This window comes from Enterococcus sp. AZ011 (assembly GCF_050548355.1).
In the GTDB taxonomy this organism is placed as follows: Bacteria; Bacillota; Bacilli; order Lactobacillales; family Enterococcaceae; genus Enterococcus; species Enterococcus faecalis.
In genome coordinates, this window is sequence record NZ_CP172959.1 from 2,542,423 (window position 1) to 2,559,080 (window position 16,658).

At 38.7% G+C, this 16,658-nt stretch carries 17 protein-coding genes and 1 other annotated feature; of the genes, 3 read left to right on the top strand and 14 right to left on the bottom strand.

Going from position 1 to position 16,658, the window contains the following annotated elements:
- Positions 1-157: 157 nt before the first annotated feature.
- The 8 genes from IGL36_RS12260 to IGL36_RS12295 all read right to left on the bottom strand — a co-directional run bounded on the left by IGL36_RS12260 (position 158) and on the right by IGL36_RS12295 (position 8,428).
- Entirely contained in the window at positions 158-769 is a 612-nt protein-coding gene (locus IGL36_RS12260) for a YktB family protein (protein WP_002398156.1), read from the bottom strand.
- A 34-nt stretch (positions 770-803) separates the two neighbouring features.
- The gene (locus IGL36_RS12265; RefSeq protein WP_002398158.1) at positions 804-1,361 is read right to left on the bottom strand and encodes a GNAT family N-acetyltransferase; all 558 of its coding nucleotides are present in this window, start codon (positions 1,359-1,361) and stop codon (positions 804-806) included.
- Positions 1,362-1,446: 85 nt separating this feature from the next.
- Entirely contained in the window at positions 1,447-2,667 is a 1,221-nt protein-coding gene (gene pepT / locus IGL36_RS12270) for a peptidase T (RefSeq protein WP_002398159.1), read from the bottom strand.
- Between the two features lie 21 nt (positions 2,668-2,688).
- Positions 2,689-4,332, bottom strand: a complete 1,644-nt coding sequence (locus tag IGL36_RS12275) for a peptide ABC transporter substrate-binding protein (RefSeq protein WP_002359061.1) — start codon at positions 4,330-4,332, stop codon at positions 2,689-2,691.
- A gap of 49 nt (positions 4,333-4,381) precedes the next feature.
- Positions 4,382-4,627: a binding site (T-box leader), on the bottom strand.
- Between the two features lie 147 nt (positions 4,628-4,774).
- A complete protein-coding gene (locus tag IGL36_RS12280) occupies positions 4,775-5,728 on the bottom strand; it encodes a siderophore ABC transporter substrate-binding protein (protein ID WP_002375576.1) in 954 nt (317 codons plus the stop codon).
- A gap of 38 nt (positions 5,729-5,766) precedes the next feature.
- Positions 5,767-6,522: an ABC transporter ATP-binding protein gene (locus IGL36_RS12285; RefSeq protein WP_002354962.1), complete on the bottom strand. Its 756-nt coding sequence runs from the start codon at positions 6,520-6,522 to the stop codon at positions 5,767-5,769.
- A complete protein-coding gene (locus IGL36_RS12290; RefSeq protein ID WP_002371665.1) occupies positions 6,519-7,484 on the bottom strand; it encodes an iron chelate uptake ABC transporter family permease subunit in 966 nt (321 codons plus the stop codon). Before IGL36_RS12290 ends, IGL36_RS12285 begins: the two co-directional genes overlap by 4 nt.
- The gene (locus IGL36_RS12295) at positions 7,481-8,428 is read right to left on the bottom strand and encodes an ABC transporter permease (protein WP_010716775.1); all 948 of its coding nucleotides are present in this window, start codon (positions 8,426-8,428) and stop codon (positions 7,481-7,483) included. The genes IGL36_RS12290 and IGL36_RS12295 overlap by 4 nt, the downstream gene beginning before the upstream one ends.
- Positions 8,429-8,612: 184 nt before the next feature.
- Here IGL36_RS12295 and IGL36_RS12300 point away from each other — a divergent pair, with 184 nt between their 5' ends.
- Complete coding sequence (locus tag IGL36_RS12300; RefSeq protein ID WP_002354958.1) at positions 8,613-9,065, top strand: YueI family protein; 453 nt, start codon at positions 8,613-8,615, stop codon at positions 9,063-9,065.
- Between the two features lie 184 nt (positions 9,066-9,249).
- On the opposite strand, the gene IGL36_RS12305 is transcribed toward IGL36_RS12300, so the two are convergent.
- From IGL36_RS12305 to gshAB, 3 genes are all read right to left on the bottom strand, one after another.
- On the bottom strand, positions 9,250-9,351 hold the full coding sequence (locus IGL36_RS12305; RefSeq protein WP_075551663.1) for a putative holin-like toxin: 102 nt from the start codon (positions 9,349-9,351) through the stop codon (positions 9,250-9,252).
- Positions 9,352-9,682: 331 nt separating this feature from the next.
- Complete coding sequence (locus IGL36_RS12310) at positions 9,683-9,784, bottom strand: putative holin-like toxin (RefSeq protein ID WP_075551663.1); 102 nt, start codon at positions 9,782-9,784, stop codon at positions 9,683-9,685.
- Positions 9,785-9,973: 189 nt separating this feature from the next.
- Complete coding sequence (gene gshAB, locus IGL36_RS12315) at positions 9,974-12,244, bottom strand: bifunctional glutamate--cysteine ligase/glutathione synthetase (RefSeq protein ID WP_002398160.1); 2,271 nt, start codon at positions 12,242-12,244, stop codon at positions 9,974-9,976.
- A 170-nt stretch (positions 12,245-12,414) separates the two neighbouring features.
- Here gshAB and IGL36_RS12320 point away from each other — a divergent pair, with 170 nt between their 5' ends.
- Together IGL36_RS12320 and IGL36_RS12325 are read left to right on the top strand one after the other, a co-directional pair.
- On the top strand, positions 12,415-12,915 hold the full coding sequence (locus tag IGL36_RS12320; RefSeq protein WP_002365352.1) for a cysteine hydrolase family protein: 501 nt from the start codon (positions 12,415-12,417) through the stop codon (positions 12,913-12,915).
- 302 nt (positions 12,916-13,217) lie between these two features.
- Entirely contained in the window at positions 13,218-14,114 is an 897-nt protein-coding gene (locus tag IGL36_RS12325) for a YitT family protein (protein ID WP_002354953.1), read from the top strand.
- Positions 14,115-14,164: 50 nt separating this feature from the next.
- Here the strand turns inward: IGL36_RS12325 and IGL36_RS12330 are convergent, their stop codons facing one another.
- The 3 genes from IGL36_RS12330 to ftsY form a co-directional block, all read right to left on the bottom strand.
- Entirely contained in the window at positions 14,165-14,563 is a 399-nt protein-coding gene (locus IGL36_RS12330; RefSeq protein WP_002354951.1) for a VOC family protein, read from the bottom strand.
- A 119-nt stretch (positions 14,564-14,682) separates the two neighbouring features.
- A complete protein-coding gene (locus IGL36_RS12335; RefSeq protein ID WP_002381091.1) occupies positions 14,683-15,168 on the bottom strand; it encodes a cupin domain-containing protein in 486 nt (161 codons plus the stop codon).
- A 159-nt stretch (positions 15,169-15,327) separates the two neighbouring features.
- Positions 15,328-16,656, bottom strand: a complete 1,329-nt coding sequence (ftsY, locus tag IGL36_RS12340) for a signal recognition particle-docking protein FtsY (protein WP_002398162.1) — start codon at positions 16,654-16,656, stop codon at positions 15,328-15,330.
- Between the last annotated feature and the right edge of the window lie 2 nt (positions 16,657-16,658).

Sequence of the window (16,658 nt, forward strand, 5' to 3'; positions counted from 1 at the left end):
AAAAAATCATCTTTAATTTCTTAAATTTCCATCACCTAAACTAAAGAAAAGCTCACAATGTTAGTGTTTAAAACTAACATTGTGAGCTTTTCTCATTTTTGACGATTAGATAATTCGATAAAATAACGCTAAAACACAAAATAACTGTCTGTTTCTCTTATTGGGCAACAGCTAATTGATACAATGGCAGGAGTTGTTGATAGGTTGACAACATATAAGCGCGTGCTTTTTCAGGGTTTTGCCACAAGGCACTATCTTTGGGAATGATGCGCCCAATTTCAAACTCACCTTTTTTTACATCTCTAAAACGAGTTAAGGCTTTTTCTAAATCCGTCTCCGTCAACGGAGTAATTTGAGGAACCGTGTGATCCAAAGAAACATACGTATCTTCTGGTAATGCTTGGAATAATCGCTGATTCTCTAAAAAGGCTTGCGCAATCTGCTTTTCATTTTTAGGATTATCAATGAATGACAACCACATAAACACATAGTCGCCCCAAATGCCTAATTGAAAATGCGGCTGCATTTTATACCCGCGCTTATTCGGACTAAGTGCTGACCAAGTATTTTCTGGTGGATACACGGTGCGACGGCGATGTTGCGCAATATGGACAAACAACTCCGTTCCTAGTTCAGGCGCTAGTTGTTCGGCAAAATATGTGTCTAATTCTTGAAAAATAGGTTGAATTTGCGCACGGATAACCGCCATTCGTTCATCTAATCCAGCAACTTCAAAGGCTGCGAATTCTTTTTCTGTAAACATCAACATTTCTCTAATTCCTCTCTCAACTTGTCTTACGCTTCTATTTTTGTCGATTTTGCCATGTTTCCAGTGTCATCCCACGATAAACATCTGTGACAATTTTCCCTTTACTAATTCGGGCATTGGGCAGTGTTCCTTCGTAGGTAAAACCAATTTTCTCCATGACACGACCAGAAGCTGGATTGTCTTGATCATGTAAAGCAAAGATTCTCATGAGTTTCATTTTTGCAAAACCCAGTTCAACTAACGCCGTCGCGGCTTCAGGCATGTAGCCTTTGCCCCAAAAGGCACGGTTCAAGACATAGCCTAATTCTCCAATATTATTGGTTTCATTGACCCGCAAATCAATCGTGCCAATCATTTTGCCCGTTTCTTTCACTTCAATCCCATATTTTCCTAAAGGTTCTCCCATAAAATATTTAGCAATGTTTTGTCGTGTTTCAGCGATTGTTTGGTTTTTCAAAAACACATAGCGGACCGTTTCCTCATCTGAAGCATATTCGTACATATCTTCTGCATCGGCTAATGTGACAGGTCTTAAAATCAAGCGTTCGGTTTCAATTCGTTGGTTTTCTGCAAAAATCAATGGATAATTCATGAGCAAAACTCCCTACTTTTCTACATACTTTACCGAAAAATAGCGAAACACGCAAGGAAAATCGGCATTTTCCTCGCGTGTTTCTTTAATTAGCGTTTAAGCGAATGATGGCAATAATCGTTTGAACAGCTTTGGCCATTGATTCAACGGTAATGAATTCATATTGCCCGTGAAAATTTTCGCCTCCTGTAAATAGATTAGGCGTGGGAATGCCCATGAAAGAAATCTTAGAACCATCTGTCCCGCCACGAAAAGGTGTGATAATTGGTTCAATGTCACAACTTTCCATTGCTTGGACGGCTAATTCCACAGGGGTCCAATCTTTTTCGATGATTTCCTTCATATTATAGTATTGGTCTTGGAAAGTAATTGTTAGTCTGGGTTTATCCGCCAGCGCATTTAAACGTTGGACTTGTTTTTCCAAAAATTGCTTTCTCGCTTGAAAGTTTTCTCGATCATGATCCCGAATGATATAGACAAGTTCTGCTTTTTCAATACTTCCTGTAAATTTATTGAGTAAATAAAATCCTTCATTTCCACGTGTTTGTTCTGGTACTTCCTTTTGCGGCAGTGATTGATCAAGTTGTTCGCCTAATTTAATGGCATTTACTAACGAACCATAGGCCGTTCCCGGATGGACACTGGTTCCCTCAATTGTTATCACAGCCTGAGCAGCGTTAAACGTTTCATACTCGAAATGCCCCACGCGGCCACTGTCGATCGTATACGCAAAAGCGACTGGGAAGTTCGGCGCATCAAATTGATCGGCCCCGCGTCCAATCTCTTCATCTGGACCGAAGGCGAGCCAAACATCCCCCCGCGCTACTTCTGGATGTGCCAAAAAATACTCAACAGCAGCTAAAATCTCGACAATTCCCGCTTTGTCATCTGCTCCTAAAAGTGTGGTTCCGTCTGTAGTAATCAACGTTTCCCCTTGATACTCTTTTAAATTGGGAAATTCAGCAACCGATAATACGATGCCTTGTTCTTGATTCAAGAGGACATCTTGGCCATCATAATTAGTGATGACTTGGGGACGGATATTTTCTGCTGAAAAATCCGCCGTATCCAGATGTGCAATCAAGCCGATGCTCTTTGCTGCAGGTTGGTTACCAGGCAACCTTGCCGTTAAAAAAACGTTTTGTTCGTTATAATGCACATCGGCCAAACCTAGTTCATGAAGTTCTGTTTCAATCATTTTGGCTAAAACCACTTGCCCGACCGTCGTCGGTGTGGTTTGACTGTTGGCATCTGAACGGGTGTTAACTTTCACGTAAGTTAAAAATCGTTCGACTAATTTTTCCATTTTTTACTCCTTCTTCCTGAATCATTCTGTTAAATAAGCATTGCGCAAGTGGAAATAATCCCCATACAAGTGATAACTAATGCCTTTCAATTTAGGATTGATTAGATAATTTGAGGCACTTTGATACAGCGGTACTTGGGCAGCATCTTGGTTCAACAAGATGTCTTCCGCTTCTTTGTATTCTGCAAACTGTTTCTCTGGATTATTGGCATTAATCGTTCGTGCATCTTCTACCAATTGGTCGTATTTGGCATTATGATAATTGCCATAATTGTAACTTGATTCTCCCGCATATAAGTTAAAGTAAGAGTCTAATTCACTACTGCCGGCAATCCATCCTGAAAGAGACAACTCATAATTTTTTTCACGTCGCGATTGATTCACATTATTACTTGGTTGCGATGAGATGGTAATTTCTAAACCTGGCAGATTTTCTTGTAACTGACTTTGAACATATTCAGCAATTCGTTTTCCTTGATCTGTATCTGCCGCCAGCAATGAAAGTTTCACTTTTTTACCGACATCCGCTTGGGCTTTCGTCCATTCTGCTTGGGCTTTTTTGACATCATTTTTCAAATATTCGCCACTGTAAGCTCGGAAATCTTCATCTGTTTCTGGATTCGCATAAAGTTTACTTGGAATCAATCCGTTGAGGGGTTTTGACCCATCGTTTAAGACACTTTGTGTTAAGGCTTCTTTATCAATTGCTTGCCCAATCGCTTTTCGTAAATGAACATTCGCTAATGGCGTTCCTTCTTTTTTGTTGAAATCTAAGAAGTAGTTGGCCACATCTGGATGACTGACATAGCCTGGATCATCTTGATATTGTTGAACATATTGTCCGTTAATGCGAACTAAGTCTAGTTCATTCGCTTGATATAAGTTAATCCCAGTATTATCTTCTTTGATTGTGCTAACCGCAACTTCTTCCAGTTTCACTTGATCCGCATCATAGTATTCTGGATTTTTTTTCAATGTCCAAGTATCTGAAGTCGCATCCCAATTGGCTAGCGTAAATGGCCCGCTATAAAGTAAATGTTCACTATCCAAGGCGTAATCTTTGCCTTGCGCTTCGACAAATTTTTGATTTTGTGGCGCTAACCAAGCAATCGAAACGACTGCTAAGAAGGAAGGTTGGGCCTGTTTTAATTCAACAATGAATTCTTTGTCATTAGGGGCTGAAATCCCTAATTCATCGACTGACTTTTCACCGTTACGTATTTCAAAACTATTTTTAACACTGTCTAGTAAATAGGCATTCGGTCCAATCGTCGCTGGTGTCACCAGTTTTTTCCAAGAATAAACAAAATCTTGGGCCGTGATTGGCTCGCCGTTGCTCCACTTAATCCCCTCCCGCAAGGTAAAGTGGTACTTGCGCCCATCGTCACTAATCTTGACATCTTTAGCTAGAGCTGGCACCGTGGCACTATCATCATCAAACCGATAAAGGCCTTCAAATAAATGTTGTGCCATTGTAAAGGTATTTTTATCTGTTGTTTGTGTTGTATCCAATGTTGAGATTGGTGCAGGTGAACTAATACTGATTTTTTGTTCAGCTGCTAAATTTCCCGAATCTACTTTCTCTGCCGCTTCTTTGGTTCCGCCACATGCGGCTAAAAGAAACCCTGTTGCAATCAAACCTACTACTTTTTTCCCCAATTTCATGTTGTTGCCCCCTCATATTTTTTAAACAAATAAAAAAAGCATTCGTCCTAAAAAGGACGAATGCTTATGCAATCGCGGTACCACCTTTGTTGATCTCTTCGCTAAAAAAGATCCGCTCGTTTCCAGTACAATCATACTGTAGCGCTATAACAGGCGCACCTGAATTGGTTTAAGCAAACGGCTTCAACCAACCTGTTCAAAGGCCATTTTCCCCTTTAACGTCACTACCTCTTCTCACCAAACGAGGCTCTCTGCAAGCTATTTTAAAAAGTACTTTCCTTCTCATCACATTTTGTTCTTTTATTTGTTTCATCAATCATACTGATTTACGGATAGTTTAGCAAACATTTTCGAGGTCGTCAACCACATTTTTAATTTAAAACTTTTTTGTTTCTCATTAAAAAAAGAAAAGAGGTTTCAATTCCTCTTTTCTAAAACAATTTTACTCTAATCCTTTTTTAACGTCTTCTATCATCAAATGCATTGATTCTAATCCACCACCGCTTAGATACCAAACATCTGGTTGAAGCATAATGACTTTATCATTTTTACCAGCATCGGTTTTTTGAATCAATTCGTTTGCAGCAACGTTATCTTTTGAATCGTCGCCACCAATTGCTTTGGTGCGATCTACCACAAAGAGAATCCCAGGATTTTTTTCTAAAACATATTCGTAAGAAACACTTTGCCCATGAGTGGAAGCTTCAATCTTATCGTCTGCTGCTTTGAAGCCAAATGTATCATGAATTAAACCGAAACGAGAGCCTTTTCCGTAAGCGGAAAGTTGTCCTTCGTTAACTAACACGACAAGCGCATTATTCGCGCTAGCTTCTGCTTGTTTTTTCACGTCAGCAATTTCTTTTTCTAAGCCAGTTATTTTTTCTTTGGCTACCTCTTCTTTATCAAAAATAGTGCCTAACGTTTCGATATTTTGTTTCGTTGATGCCCAAGGATTTTTGGCATCTACAGCTAAGTAAATGGTTGGCGCAATGGCTTTTAATTGTTCTTGATAATCTTGTTGCCGACCAGAAATAATAATTAAGTCTGGTTTTAGTTGATTGATTTTTTCTAAATCTGGTTCTTTAATGCCGCCTGCTGATTCAACTTTTTGGTATTTTTCTAAATATGCAGGGATATTTTTAGTTGGCGCACCTACCACGCGGTCACCGACACCTAGTGCGTCCATTGTATCCAAGGAACCATTGTCAAAAACAACGACTTTCTTAGGATTTTTGGGAACGGTTAATTGACCATTGGTGTCTTTGACTGTGACTTCCGTTTTAGCTGTTGTTTCTGTTGTTGCAGAATCTGCTGTTTTTTTATTTGTTTGACAAGCACTTAACATTAACAGTCCCATCATTGAAACTGCCATCATTGCTAAAAATTTCTTTTTCATTCTTTTCCTCCAAAAATGTTATTTTTAAATTGCCCGATTTAGTGATAAAGACAAAAGCGTTTTCCTTCAATTTCACAAATCCGGATATTCATTTCATAAAGATCATTTAAAATACTTGTTTGAATAACTTCTTCTGTTGCGCCATGCGCATAGAGCTTGCCGCCTTTCATGGCGACAATTTCATCTGCATAGCTTGCGGCAAAATTAATATCATGTAGAACAATCAGAATCGTTTTTCCTAGTTCATCTACTAAGCGTTTAAGAATCTGCATCATTTGAACCGCATAATTCATGTCGAGGTTATTTAAGGGCTCATCCAATAAAATATAATCGGTATCTTGGGCTAAAATCATGGCAATATACGCCCGTTGTAATTGCCCTCCAGAAAGGGTATCAATGTATTCTTCCGCCATTTCAGTTAAGCCCAATTGTTCCAGTGCTTCTGTTACTTTTTCATGGTCAGCGCTTTTTAAGCGACCTTTGGAATAAGGAAAGCGGCCAAAATTGACTAGTTCTCGCACAGTTAATTTAAGTTGTACACCGTTGGCTTGTTTTAAAAGGGCAATTTTTTGTGAAAAAGCTGATTGCTTCCAGGTTTTTACTTCTTGCTTGTCCAGATAAATTTCCCCGGTATCTTTGGGAATTAAGCGACTCATCATGGCTAGCAGCGTGCTTTTCCCAGCGCCATTTGGCCCAATAAAGGCCGTTAATTTGCCTTCAGAAATAGGTAAATCAATGTCTGAAACGACAAATTTATCGCCATATTTTTTTGATACATCACTCATCTGGATCATGTGCGTTGCTTCCTTTCTGCAATAATTTTCCATATAAAATAAACGCCCCCAACAAATTGAATCACCACACTGAGCGGGGTATTCAAATGAAAGACCTGTTCAACCATCAATTGGCCGAACACCAGTAAAAAGACTGCTATTAAACTCCCTGCCACAAACAGTTCTCGGTGGCGATAGGTTTTCATGAATTGATAACTCATATTGGCCACGATAAAACCTAAAAATGTAATCGGTCCCACTAATGCTGTTGATAAGCCGACCAGACTACTGATCAAACACAACAACACTAATTGAAACTGATTCACAGCAATCCCCAAATTCTGGGCTTGATGGTTCCCTAAATGTAAAACGTCTAAACGGTAACTTTCCCGCCAAAGTATCCCACAAATCATGAGTACCGCCACACCAACGAAAACGAGATACTGACTATTGACGTTACCAAAACTGGCAAACAACTTTCCTTGGAGTAAGTCGTATTCGTTAGGATCCATAATCACTTGTAAAAACGTACTAATACTACTGAAAAAAGTACCTAAAATCATGCCAATCATCAATAATAAAAATAAATCGGATTGATTTTTGCGTAATAGAAAATACGATAAACTAGTACTTAAAAACACCATTAAAAAGACGTTCATCAAAAACGAGCCAAGACTTACTTGACCTAACGCTTGTGCGCCTCCTAAAAGAAAAAATAACACCGTCTGCACAAAGACATACAAGGAATCCATCCCTAAAATGTTTGGCGTTAGGAAATGATTTTGCGTGACCGTTTGAAAACTAATAGTTGAAAAAGCCGCAGCGATTCCAACAAAAATAAAAGCCAATAACTTTTTGCCTCGTAACGCCAAAGCAAAGGACCAATTGCCATACGTGTTATAAGTTAAATAACAAAGACTCACAATTACTACGGCAGCTAAAAGCAAAAGTAATGAAAGCCATTTTTTTAAAGGCCGTTTCATTGTTTGCGCCCCCTTAGTAATAATAAAATGAACAAAATGCTCCCTAATGTTCCGACAACCACGCTGACAGGAATTTCATAGGGGGCAATCAATACTCGTGCTAAAATATCACAGATTAACAAGAACAAACTCCCGCAAATCCCAGTTAACCACAAGGTATTTTTCATATGATCGCCATAACGTAAAGACACGAGATTAGGAATCACAACCCCTAAAAACGGAATATTCCCCATCATCAATAAAACGATGGCACTTGCTAAAGCAACCAGCGTCAAACCTAAAAACTGAATTCGCTGGTAATGGACGCCAAGACTATTTGCAAATGCTTCACCCATACCAACGACAGTGAAATGATAAGCAAATAAATAAATAACAAACCACAAAGGAATCATTAAGAATAACCATTCATAATTCCCTTTCATAACTGTGGAAAAATTTCCTTGTAACCAAGCAGACATATTTTGAACCAATTGGTATTGATAGGCAAAAAATGTGGCAATTGAGCCTAGAATGTTACCAAACATCACGCCCACCAAAGGGACCATCACTTGATTCTTACTTGGTAATAATCGAATGAGCGCTAAGAATAATAAGGTCCCGCTTAGCGCAAAAATAAAAGCAATTGCCGTTCGATAGAGAAACGGAGCTGTTGGGAAAAATAACATTGCGACTAAAATACCCAACCTTGCACTATCGGTTGTTCCAGCGACACTAGGAGCGACAAATTTATTTTGTGTGAGTTGCTGCATAATCAATCCAGAAATACTCATCGTACTACCAGCAATGATTAAACTCAACGTGCGGGGAACACGGGTGGTAAATAAAACAAATTGTTGCTGCGCATCTAATTGAAACAACTGAGAAAGTGCAATGTCCTTCACCCCTATCACTAATGACAATAAACTGAAAAGTAATAGTAGAACAAACAAACCAATCTTTTTCATGAGAAAACTCCATTTTTATTTAATTGAGAATGATTCTCATTCTTAATTACAGTGTATGAGAAAACCATCACAAATGCAACCACTTTTTTTCCTTTATTAAAAACTTCTTCTCAAGCCGACTGACCAACGACTTATCTAAGATATGCTATAATGGAGGGAAACGTTAGGAAAGGAGTGTTACTGAATGGCGAATGATGACTTACAACAACGTCTGGATAAAGGAATGTACGGTACGCCCCTCGTTAATCCTGAAGAACAACACAAATACATGGGCACATTTCGTGAACGCTGCCGTCTCTCCATGACCGTCGCTGAAATGAAAGATGCACAGAACCAAAAACATTTATTAGAAGAATTAGCGAAGCATCCTGAAGTTACAGTACTTTTAAATGGCGAAATCTCTTCTGACCTGCAAAGTACCTATATTAAATTATTAAATCAGCATGGCGCAAACTTTAAGATTGTTAACAATTTTGTGGAGAACAACCCTGACTCTCTCGGCTTACTGTTAGCTGAAAAACATGCAGTCGATGAACCTGTGATTGACGTTACAGAAAAATATCCTCAAGCAACAGAAACGCCAAAAGAAGAGCCAACAGCTAAAAAAGGCTTTTGGCAAAAACTATTTCACTCATAAAAAGCTCAAGGAAAGTTATGAGCGCTTCCATTTATAATAGAATTATGCTATTATGAAAATGAAAAAGAGAGGTATGCGGGTACATACCTCTCTTTTATACCAGCGCCAGTTATAAGAACTGGTGGCTTACTGAGTTAAGTTTTTATTACTGTTTAACCGTTCGGCCTGTCAAGCTTATGAACGGTTATTTTTTATCGTTTTTCGTTGCTTCAAGGATACCGAAAATCAGTAGTGCAACAAACGCTGCAAAACTAATCATCAATTCCAATGCCGCTTCGATTGACAAAAAATGCTCCTTTCGTTAAAGTGCATCGGATACACATAGGCATCACCTGCCTCTCTAACTCAGAGCCACCGTCATACAACTTTCATTGGTAATAGTTTTAGTATAACCTATTGGGTTCACCAAGAAAACGTTTTTATAGGAATTTTCTATAAAATGATATAAGTTATGAGCGCTTCCATTTTAAATAGAATTATGCTATTATGAAAATGAAAAGAGAGATATGCTACTACATACCTCTCCTTTATACCAACACCAGTTATAAGAACTGGTGGCTTACTGAGTTAAGTTTTTGTTGTTCTTTAACCGTTCAGCCGTCTAAGCTTATGAACGGTTATTTTTTATCGTTTTTCGTTGCTTCAAGGATACCGAAAATCAGTAGTGCAACAAACGCTGCAAAACTAATCATCAATTCCAATGCCGCTTCGATTGACAAAAAAATGCTCCTTTCGTTAAAGTGCATCGGATACACATAGGCATCACCTGCCTCTCTAACTCAGAGCCACCGTCATACAACTTTCATTGGTAATAGTTTTAGTATAACCTATTGGGTTCACCAAGAAAACGTTTTTATAAAGAATACCGCCAAAAAATCTATTATGAATTTTTTGGCGGTATTCTTTTTTTATTGAACCACTTCTGGGTATAAAAGTTTTAAAACGTCCATTGTTAAACGGCGTCCTTTTCCAGCGTAAGGATACACATGCATGTGCATGGCTGGATTAAAGTTTGCTTCGATAATCCCGTACGTTAAGCTATCACGTGTGCCTTTTACGTCTTTGTCAGGAATGATTAAATCAATACCACAAATTTTGGCTCCTAAAGCAGCTACGGCCTCAATGGCGATTTGTTTATAACTATCATCAATGACATCGGTCATATCAATCGAATCCCCGCCCGTGCTAACATTAGAATTTTCTCGCAAGTACACGATTTGCTCTTTTTCTGGCACAGAATAGATAGTTAAACCTTGTTCTTTCAACATTAGTTTTTCTAAATCATTTAACTGGATTAATTCTAGTGGTGCACGGTGATTGGTCCCCCGCAATGGATCACTATTTTTAGCGGCCACCAATTCTTCTACAGTGTGTTTGCCATCTCCGGTAACATTGGCTGGCACGCGCAACATGATGGCTTTTACATCATTATCTAACACAAAGAACCGATATTCTGTTCCAGGTAAAAATTCTTCAATTAAAACCGCTGTGTCCTCTTTAAAAGCAATCCGTAACGCTTCCGTAAAGTCTTCCAACGAAGCGCCTTCTTTAAAAATGGTAATTCCTAAACCGTAATTCGTTGATTTTGGTTTCACGACAAACGCTTTATTGGCGTAGCGTAAATGTGCTTCTTGTGCCTCAATAAAAGATGAAAATTCTTCACCGCCAGGCACATGGAACCCTGCTGCAGACAAAATTTTCTTTGTCACGGTTTTGTTTTCCATAATCAATGGTACCACGTAGTTATCTTTGCTAGTCATGTTGGCATTTTTGACGTATTCAATGTGCTCACCATGTTGCAGTTTCAAAAATTGCTCTTGTTCATCTAAAATTTCGATTTCCAAACCTTTTTGAATCGCATCAAACAAGAAAATTTGTGTGGATAATTCCATCTCACGGAAACCAGCTAATTGATAAGGGCGTTCAAAGGCCATACTTTGATATTGGTTTCCAAAAATATTTCCCAGTTCACTGTTGGAATTTTCTTGAATAATCGTCCACATTTTGCCAGAAACGGTGTCTTGTGGATTCCGCAGTTGTTGATAATACTTACCGACAACTTCTTTACCTTTACGAATGCCTAGAGCATCTAACATATCAATCATTTCTGAAAAAATCCGATCGCCTTCTGCAATTAACTTAATCGTTTCATGAGGATGACCAAGAGCCACTTGTTCATTAAAAATATCGCCAGTTTTTACCCATTCATCCGCTTCTTCTTTTTCATCTGTCCACAATAAATACAACATGAAATAATGTAAGAAATCCACGGTATCTTCCACAATGCCTAAACGTGAAAAAGGATTTAAGTCTAAATTACGCAACTCGATATAGCGAATACCTGTTTTAGGCAGATCAGACATTTTTTTCCCGCCACGTAAGCGCACAGGCGCATAAAATTCTTTTTCTTCAGAAAGTAAACCATTTTCCACCATGCGATGAATATCTTCTAAATAGCGTTCCAATGAGGCATACGATACTTTCACATTGTCATGATTTCTGTAGCCATACGTACTATTCCGAATACTGCGAATAGGTTCTTGCGGTTGGTCGTCATAGACCCTAAAGTAGCCGTCTTCACTAACTGGCGAAGCCCCAAAAAGATACGTAATTAACCAACGATAACGTAAAAAGTTACGGGCAACTTTCATGTATACTTTCGTTTTAAATTGTTTGCAATCTGTCACTTCGGATTGTTCATCATATAATTGCTGAATCAGGGCTTGGTCATATTCAAAATTAAAATGAATTCCGCTGACCATTTGTTTTCGTTTGCCATACTCTTTTGCCAAATAACGACGATATAACACCGCATCATATTGATCTAATTTAGCGATTTTAATCTCTTCATCTTTTGTTGGTAATTGTGGCGGCATACTTAATGGCCACAGCATTTCATCTTCTGGAATCGAACGACGAGCCACATCGTGAATGGCATCTAAAAAACGAAGCATTTCTGTGCCGCTATTTGCTACAGGCGTGATTAGTTCTAATTGTGTTTCACTAAAATCTGTTTGAATATATGGATGATAAGAACGGTTACCAAAAACCGTGGGATGATCAGTTGTCGCTAAAAGCCCTTCTCGTGTACTACGTTGGTTTTCTTTTTCTAAACCAAAACGAGCCATCAATACGTAAGGACGAACATTTTTCTTTTGCATTAATTCTCTATAATTCATCTTGTCGCCTTTCTTTCTACAAACTATCTGTTTCTCTTACTATTATATAGGAAAATGAGTAAATATGCTGTTTTTTTGAACGTTCACTTGGGAATTTTCGAGACACTTTTAGAGAGCGCCTTTTTCCGTTAGACTGAAAACAACTAGTTTATAGAAAATGGGGATTGCTCATGAAAAATCGTGCATTACTTTTAATTGACTTTCAAAAAGGCATCGAAAGTCCGTCGCAGCAATTATACCGTCTGCCAGCAGTGTTGGAAAAGGTCAATCAGCGTATTGCTGTCTACCGCCAACACCATGCGCCCATTATTTTTGTTCAACATGAAGAAACCGAATTACCTTTTGACTCAGACTCTTGGCAACTTTTTGAAAAGCTGGATGCACAGCCCACAGATTTTTTCATCCGCAAAACGCACGCGAATGCCTTTTACCAAACAAATTTAAATGATTTACTGACGGAACAAGCCGTTCAAACGTTAGAAATCGCTGGTGTCCAAACCGAGTTTTGTGTGGACACTACAATTCGGATGGCTCATGGTTTAGGCTATACGTGTTTGATGACACCGAAAACCACTTCCACCTTGGATAATGGACATTTAACCGCGGCACAAATTATCCAACATCATGAAGCTATTTGGGCTGGCCGCTTTTTGACTTTTTTGAGCCTGTGACAAAAATCACTTTGGATTTTTGTTCCGGGCTCAAAATCTGATAAACGGCGGGAACAGAACCAACTCCTTCGGAAATAAGCCGAAATTCTCGGAGCTAAACGGTTCTGTCCCGACCTCTTTTCCAAAAAATTGTTTGTTCACTATGTTTTCTTGTCGTATTTCATGTTAGTATAAGGAAAAAGTGTTCAGTTGATTAGTTGAAGATTTAGAGTGTGGGACATAAGTCGATTAGGCTTGTCTCTCATGTTCTGTCTTTTTTTATGTCATCATTCACTAAACTAATAAATAATTGGAGGTATTTTATGAACAAATTTTTTACAGCCCAACGTTTAAAAGACACCGCCTATGTAACAGTCGGTGCATTCATTTTGGCCATTTCAATCAATGCAGTCTTATTGCCAAATAAACTTGTCGCAGGCGGAGCCAATGGCATTAGTATTGTTATTAATTATGTTTTCGGGATTAGTCCCGCCATTGTTCTTTACGCCATCAATATTCCTCTTTTAGTGCTTTGTTTCTTACTTCTTGGGAAAGAGGTCGGTGTCAAAACCATTTATGGCAGTCTTATTTATCCATTTTTTGTAGGAATTACTTCGGGGATGCCTGTTTTAACACATAATATTTTTCTAGCAGCATTATTTGGCGGTATTATTACAGGTGCTGGCCTAGGCTTGGTTTTCCGTGGCAATGCTTCAACTGGTGGGACAGCAATCATTTCACAAATTGTCAATAAATACTTCAAAGTTTCCTTAGGTATTGCTATTTTATTCGTCGATGGTTTAGTCATTTTATCAGCAATGTATGCTTTTAATGCAGATATTGTGTTATTCTCTTTAATTTGTTTATTTACAATTGGTCGTGTCGTTGACATGATTCAAGTTGGTCTGGTTCGCTCGAAGAATGTGATGATTATTTCACCAAAATATGTCGCTATTCAAGAACGCTTATTACGTGAACTAGATAAAGGTGTGACCTTGGTGCCAATCGAAGGCGGTTATCGAAACGCGAAAGGCATGCTCTTAATGACTGTCATTCGTGAAAAAGATTTTCCCCGCTTAAAAGAAGCCATTCTTGAGATTGATGAAGAAGCCTTTTTGATTTCAATGAGTGCAAGTGAAGTCTACGGGAAAGGATTTAGCTTGAAAAAAGTAGCTGATTCTTATGGTGTTGAAGCTACTAATGCCAATAATTTACAATAGTTTTTTGTAGGAAAAGAGCCGCAAAATCTGTAGAGATTTTGCGGCTCTTTTTACATCTTCATCCAGACAGGTTCTAAGCTATTGCCATCCAAATCTTGCACTTCTAAGCCATACATTTGCTCTTCTGGTATTCCCATATCAACTCGGTAGCAGTTGCCTCCGTTAGCTTTGGCGGTTTCGCCAAACTGTTTTACGGCTTCGGCACTCTCTAAACTAAAGGAAATTAATGCCCCACTGGTTGTTTGCGCATCAATAATTTGCTTTTCTTGGATAAATTTTCCATAAAAGTCATGGTTCAACAACATAATCCAAAATTGATCATCCCACATCATCGAACTAGCTTCCTCTGTTGAAAATTCCTCGTTCTTTTTGAATCCAAGTTTTTCATAAAAGGCTGTAGAACGTTGGACATCCGCTACTGGGAAGTTAACAAAAACCATTGTGCCCATGTGATTCATCCCTTTCTTTTAATCATCTACGACAGCTAAGTGTGCGTTGCGACAAAATCAACAATCTTGTTTGATTTATACTAGCATATTCATAAAAGAAATGTTACTAAAACGTTTTCTTAAGGTAATTCTCGATAAGCCAAGTGCTGAATGATTTCACTATGTTGTGGATAATCGTTTAACAATTCCGCTTGAGTAAATAACTCGAAGTCTTCAAACTCAAAGCCTGGTGTAACCACACAACTGACTAACGCAAATCCTGTCGCTACTGTAGAGCCAAAGATTGTGCCGGCAGGAACTGAGAACGAAAGCTGTTGTCCTTGAACTAAGTCTTTCCCTAACTGAACAGCTTGATACGTTCCATCAGGAAAAATACAGTGAACAGTTAATGGCTGACCATCGTGAAAAAACCATAATTCATCCGCTTTTAAACGATGAAAATGTGACGGACTTTCTGTATTTAATAGAAACAAAATCGCTGTATGCAACGCCCGTTCGCCTCGTTTGGTTGGAATCAATTGTTCACTTTTATTGGTTTGTTTAAAATAACCGCCCTCAGGATGCGCTTCTAATCCTAACTTCTCAATCCACATTTGTTCTGTCATCTTCTCCCTCACTCCTTCATTTTTTTCAGAAACAATTTAGAAAGAACTTAGAACATCCGTCCTAATCCTAAAATAAACGGCGGGACAGGAGTAGCTTCTTCATTCTTGAAGCTAAATACTCCTGTCCCACGTTCTTCCCAAACCTGTTATTTTCTACAACTAAACATCTTTTAATAAGCCTTTAAATAAGCCCATTGCGAAATCGTTGGCATTAAATGGTTCTAAATCGTTAATGCCTTCACCTAGACCAACTAATTTCACTGGCAAGTGTAATTCATTCCGAATAGCAATGACAATACCACCTTTGGCTGTTCCGTCTAGTTTGGTTAAAACTAAGCCAGTGACATCGGTTGTTTCTTTGAACTGTTTGGCTTGTGTCATCGCATTTTGCCCAGTAGTTGCGTCCACGACTAAGAGAACTTCGTGAGGCGCATCTGGAATTTCTCGTTGGATGACTCGTTTGATTTTTTCTAATTCTTTCATTAAGTTGACTTTATTTTGTAAACGACCTGCTGTATCCACTAGCAAAACATCGGCCTGTTCTGCTTTGGCACGTTCCACTGCATCGAAAACGACCGCTGCTGGATCGCCGCCAGCATTCCCACGCACAACTTCAACGCTAGCCCGTTCACCCCAAACAACTAATTGATCGATGGCGCCCGCTCGGAACGTATCGGCAGCGGCCATTAAAACTTTCTTTCCTTCCAACTTGTATTGATGGGCTAATTTACCAATGCTGGTTGTTTTACCAACTCCATTAACACCAACAAATAAAATCACGGTTAAGCCATTTGGCTGTAAGTTAATCGCATTATTTTCATTAATTCCTGCTTCTTCATACAAATCAACCATTTTTTCAATGATGGTATTTTGAACTTGAGCTGGTTTTTTCACATTTCGCAGTTTCACTTCTTGTCGCAAGGCTTCTGTAATTTTTAAGGATGTATCAAAGCCTACGTCTGCACCAATTAACGTTTCTTCTAATTCTTCAAAGAAATCTTCATCAACGCTCCGGAAATTAGCAAACAATTCGTTCAACCGTTGACCAAATGTCTTACGTGTTTTTTCCAAACCTTTTTCATATTTTTCTTGGACTTGTTCTTCTTTCGACTCTTCAATTTCTTCTGAAACCTGCGTGTCTGTTGGTTCTGCCAACGGAGTTACGACACTACTTTCTTCCTCAGGCGCTTCCACAACAACTTCTTGTGTTTCCTCTGTCAGGATTTCTTCTGGCTCTTCTTCTAATGCTTCTTCTACGCCAGCTAATTTTTCCATTTCAGCGTTATCTGTTAAATCGGCTGTTTCTGCGACTTCTTCCGCTGCCGTTTCTGGCGTTGTTTGCGCCTCTTCTGCTGCGGTTTCTTTTGATTCAGCAGGCGCTGATTCATCACTAGGTGTTTCGTCTACTGTTTTTTCAATTATCTCTTGTTTTTCTTCTTCCTTTTTTTCAGCGGAAAAAGCTTTTTTAATTTTATCAAAAAATCCCATTC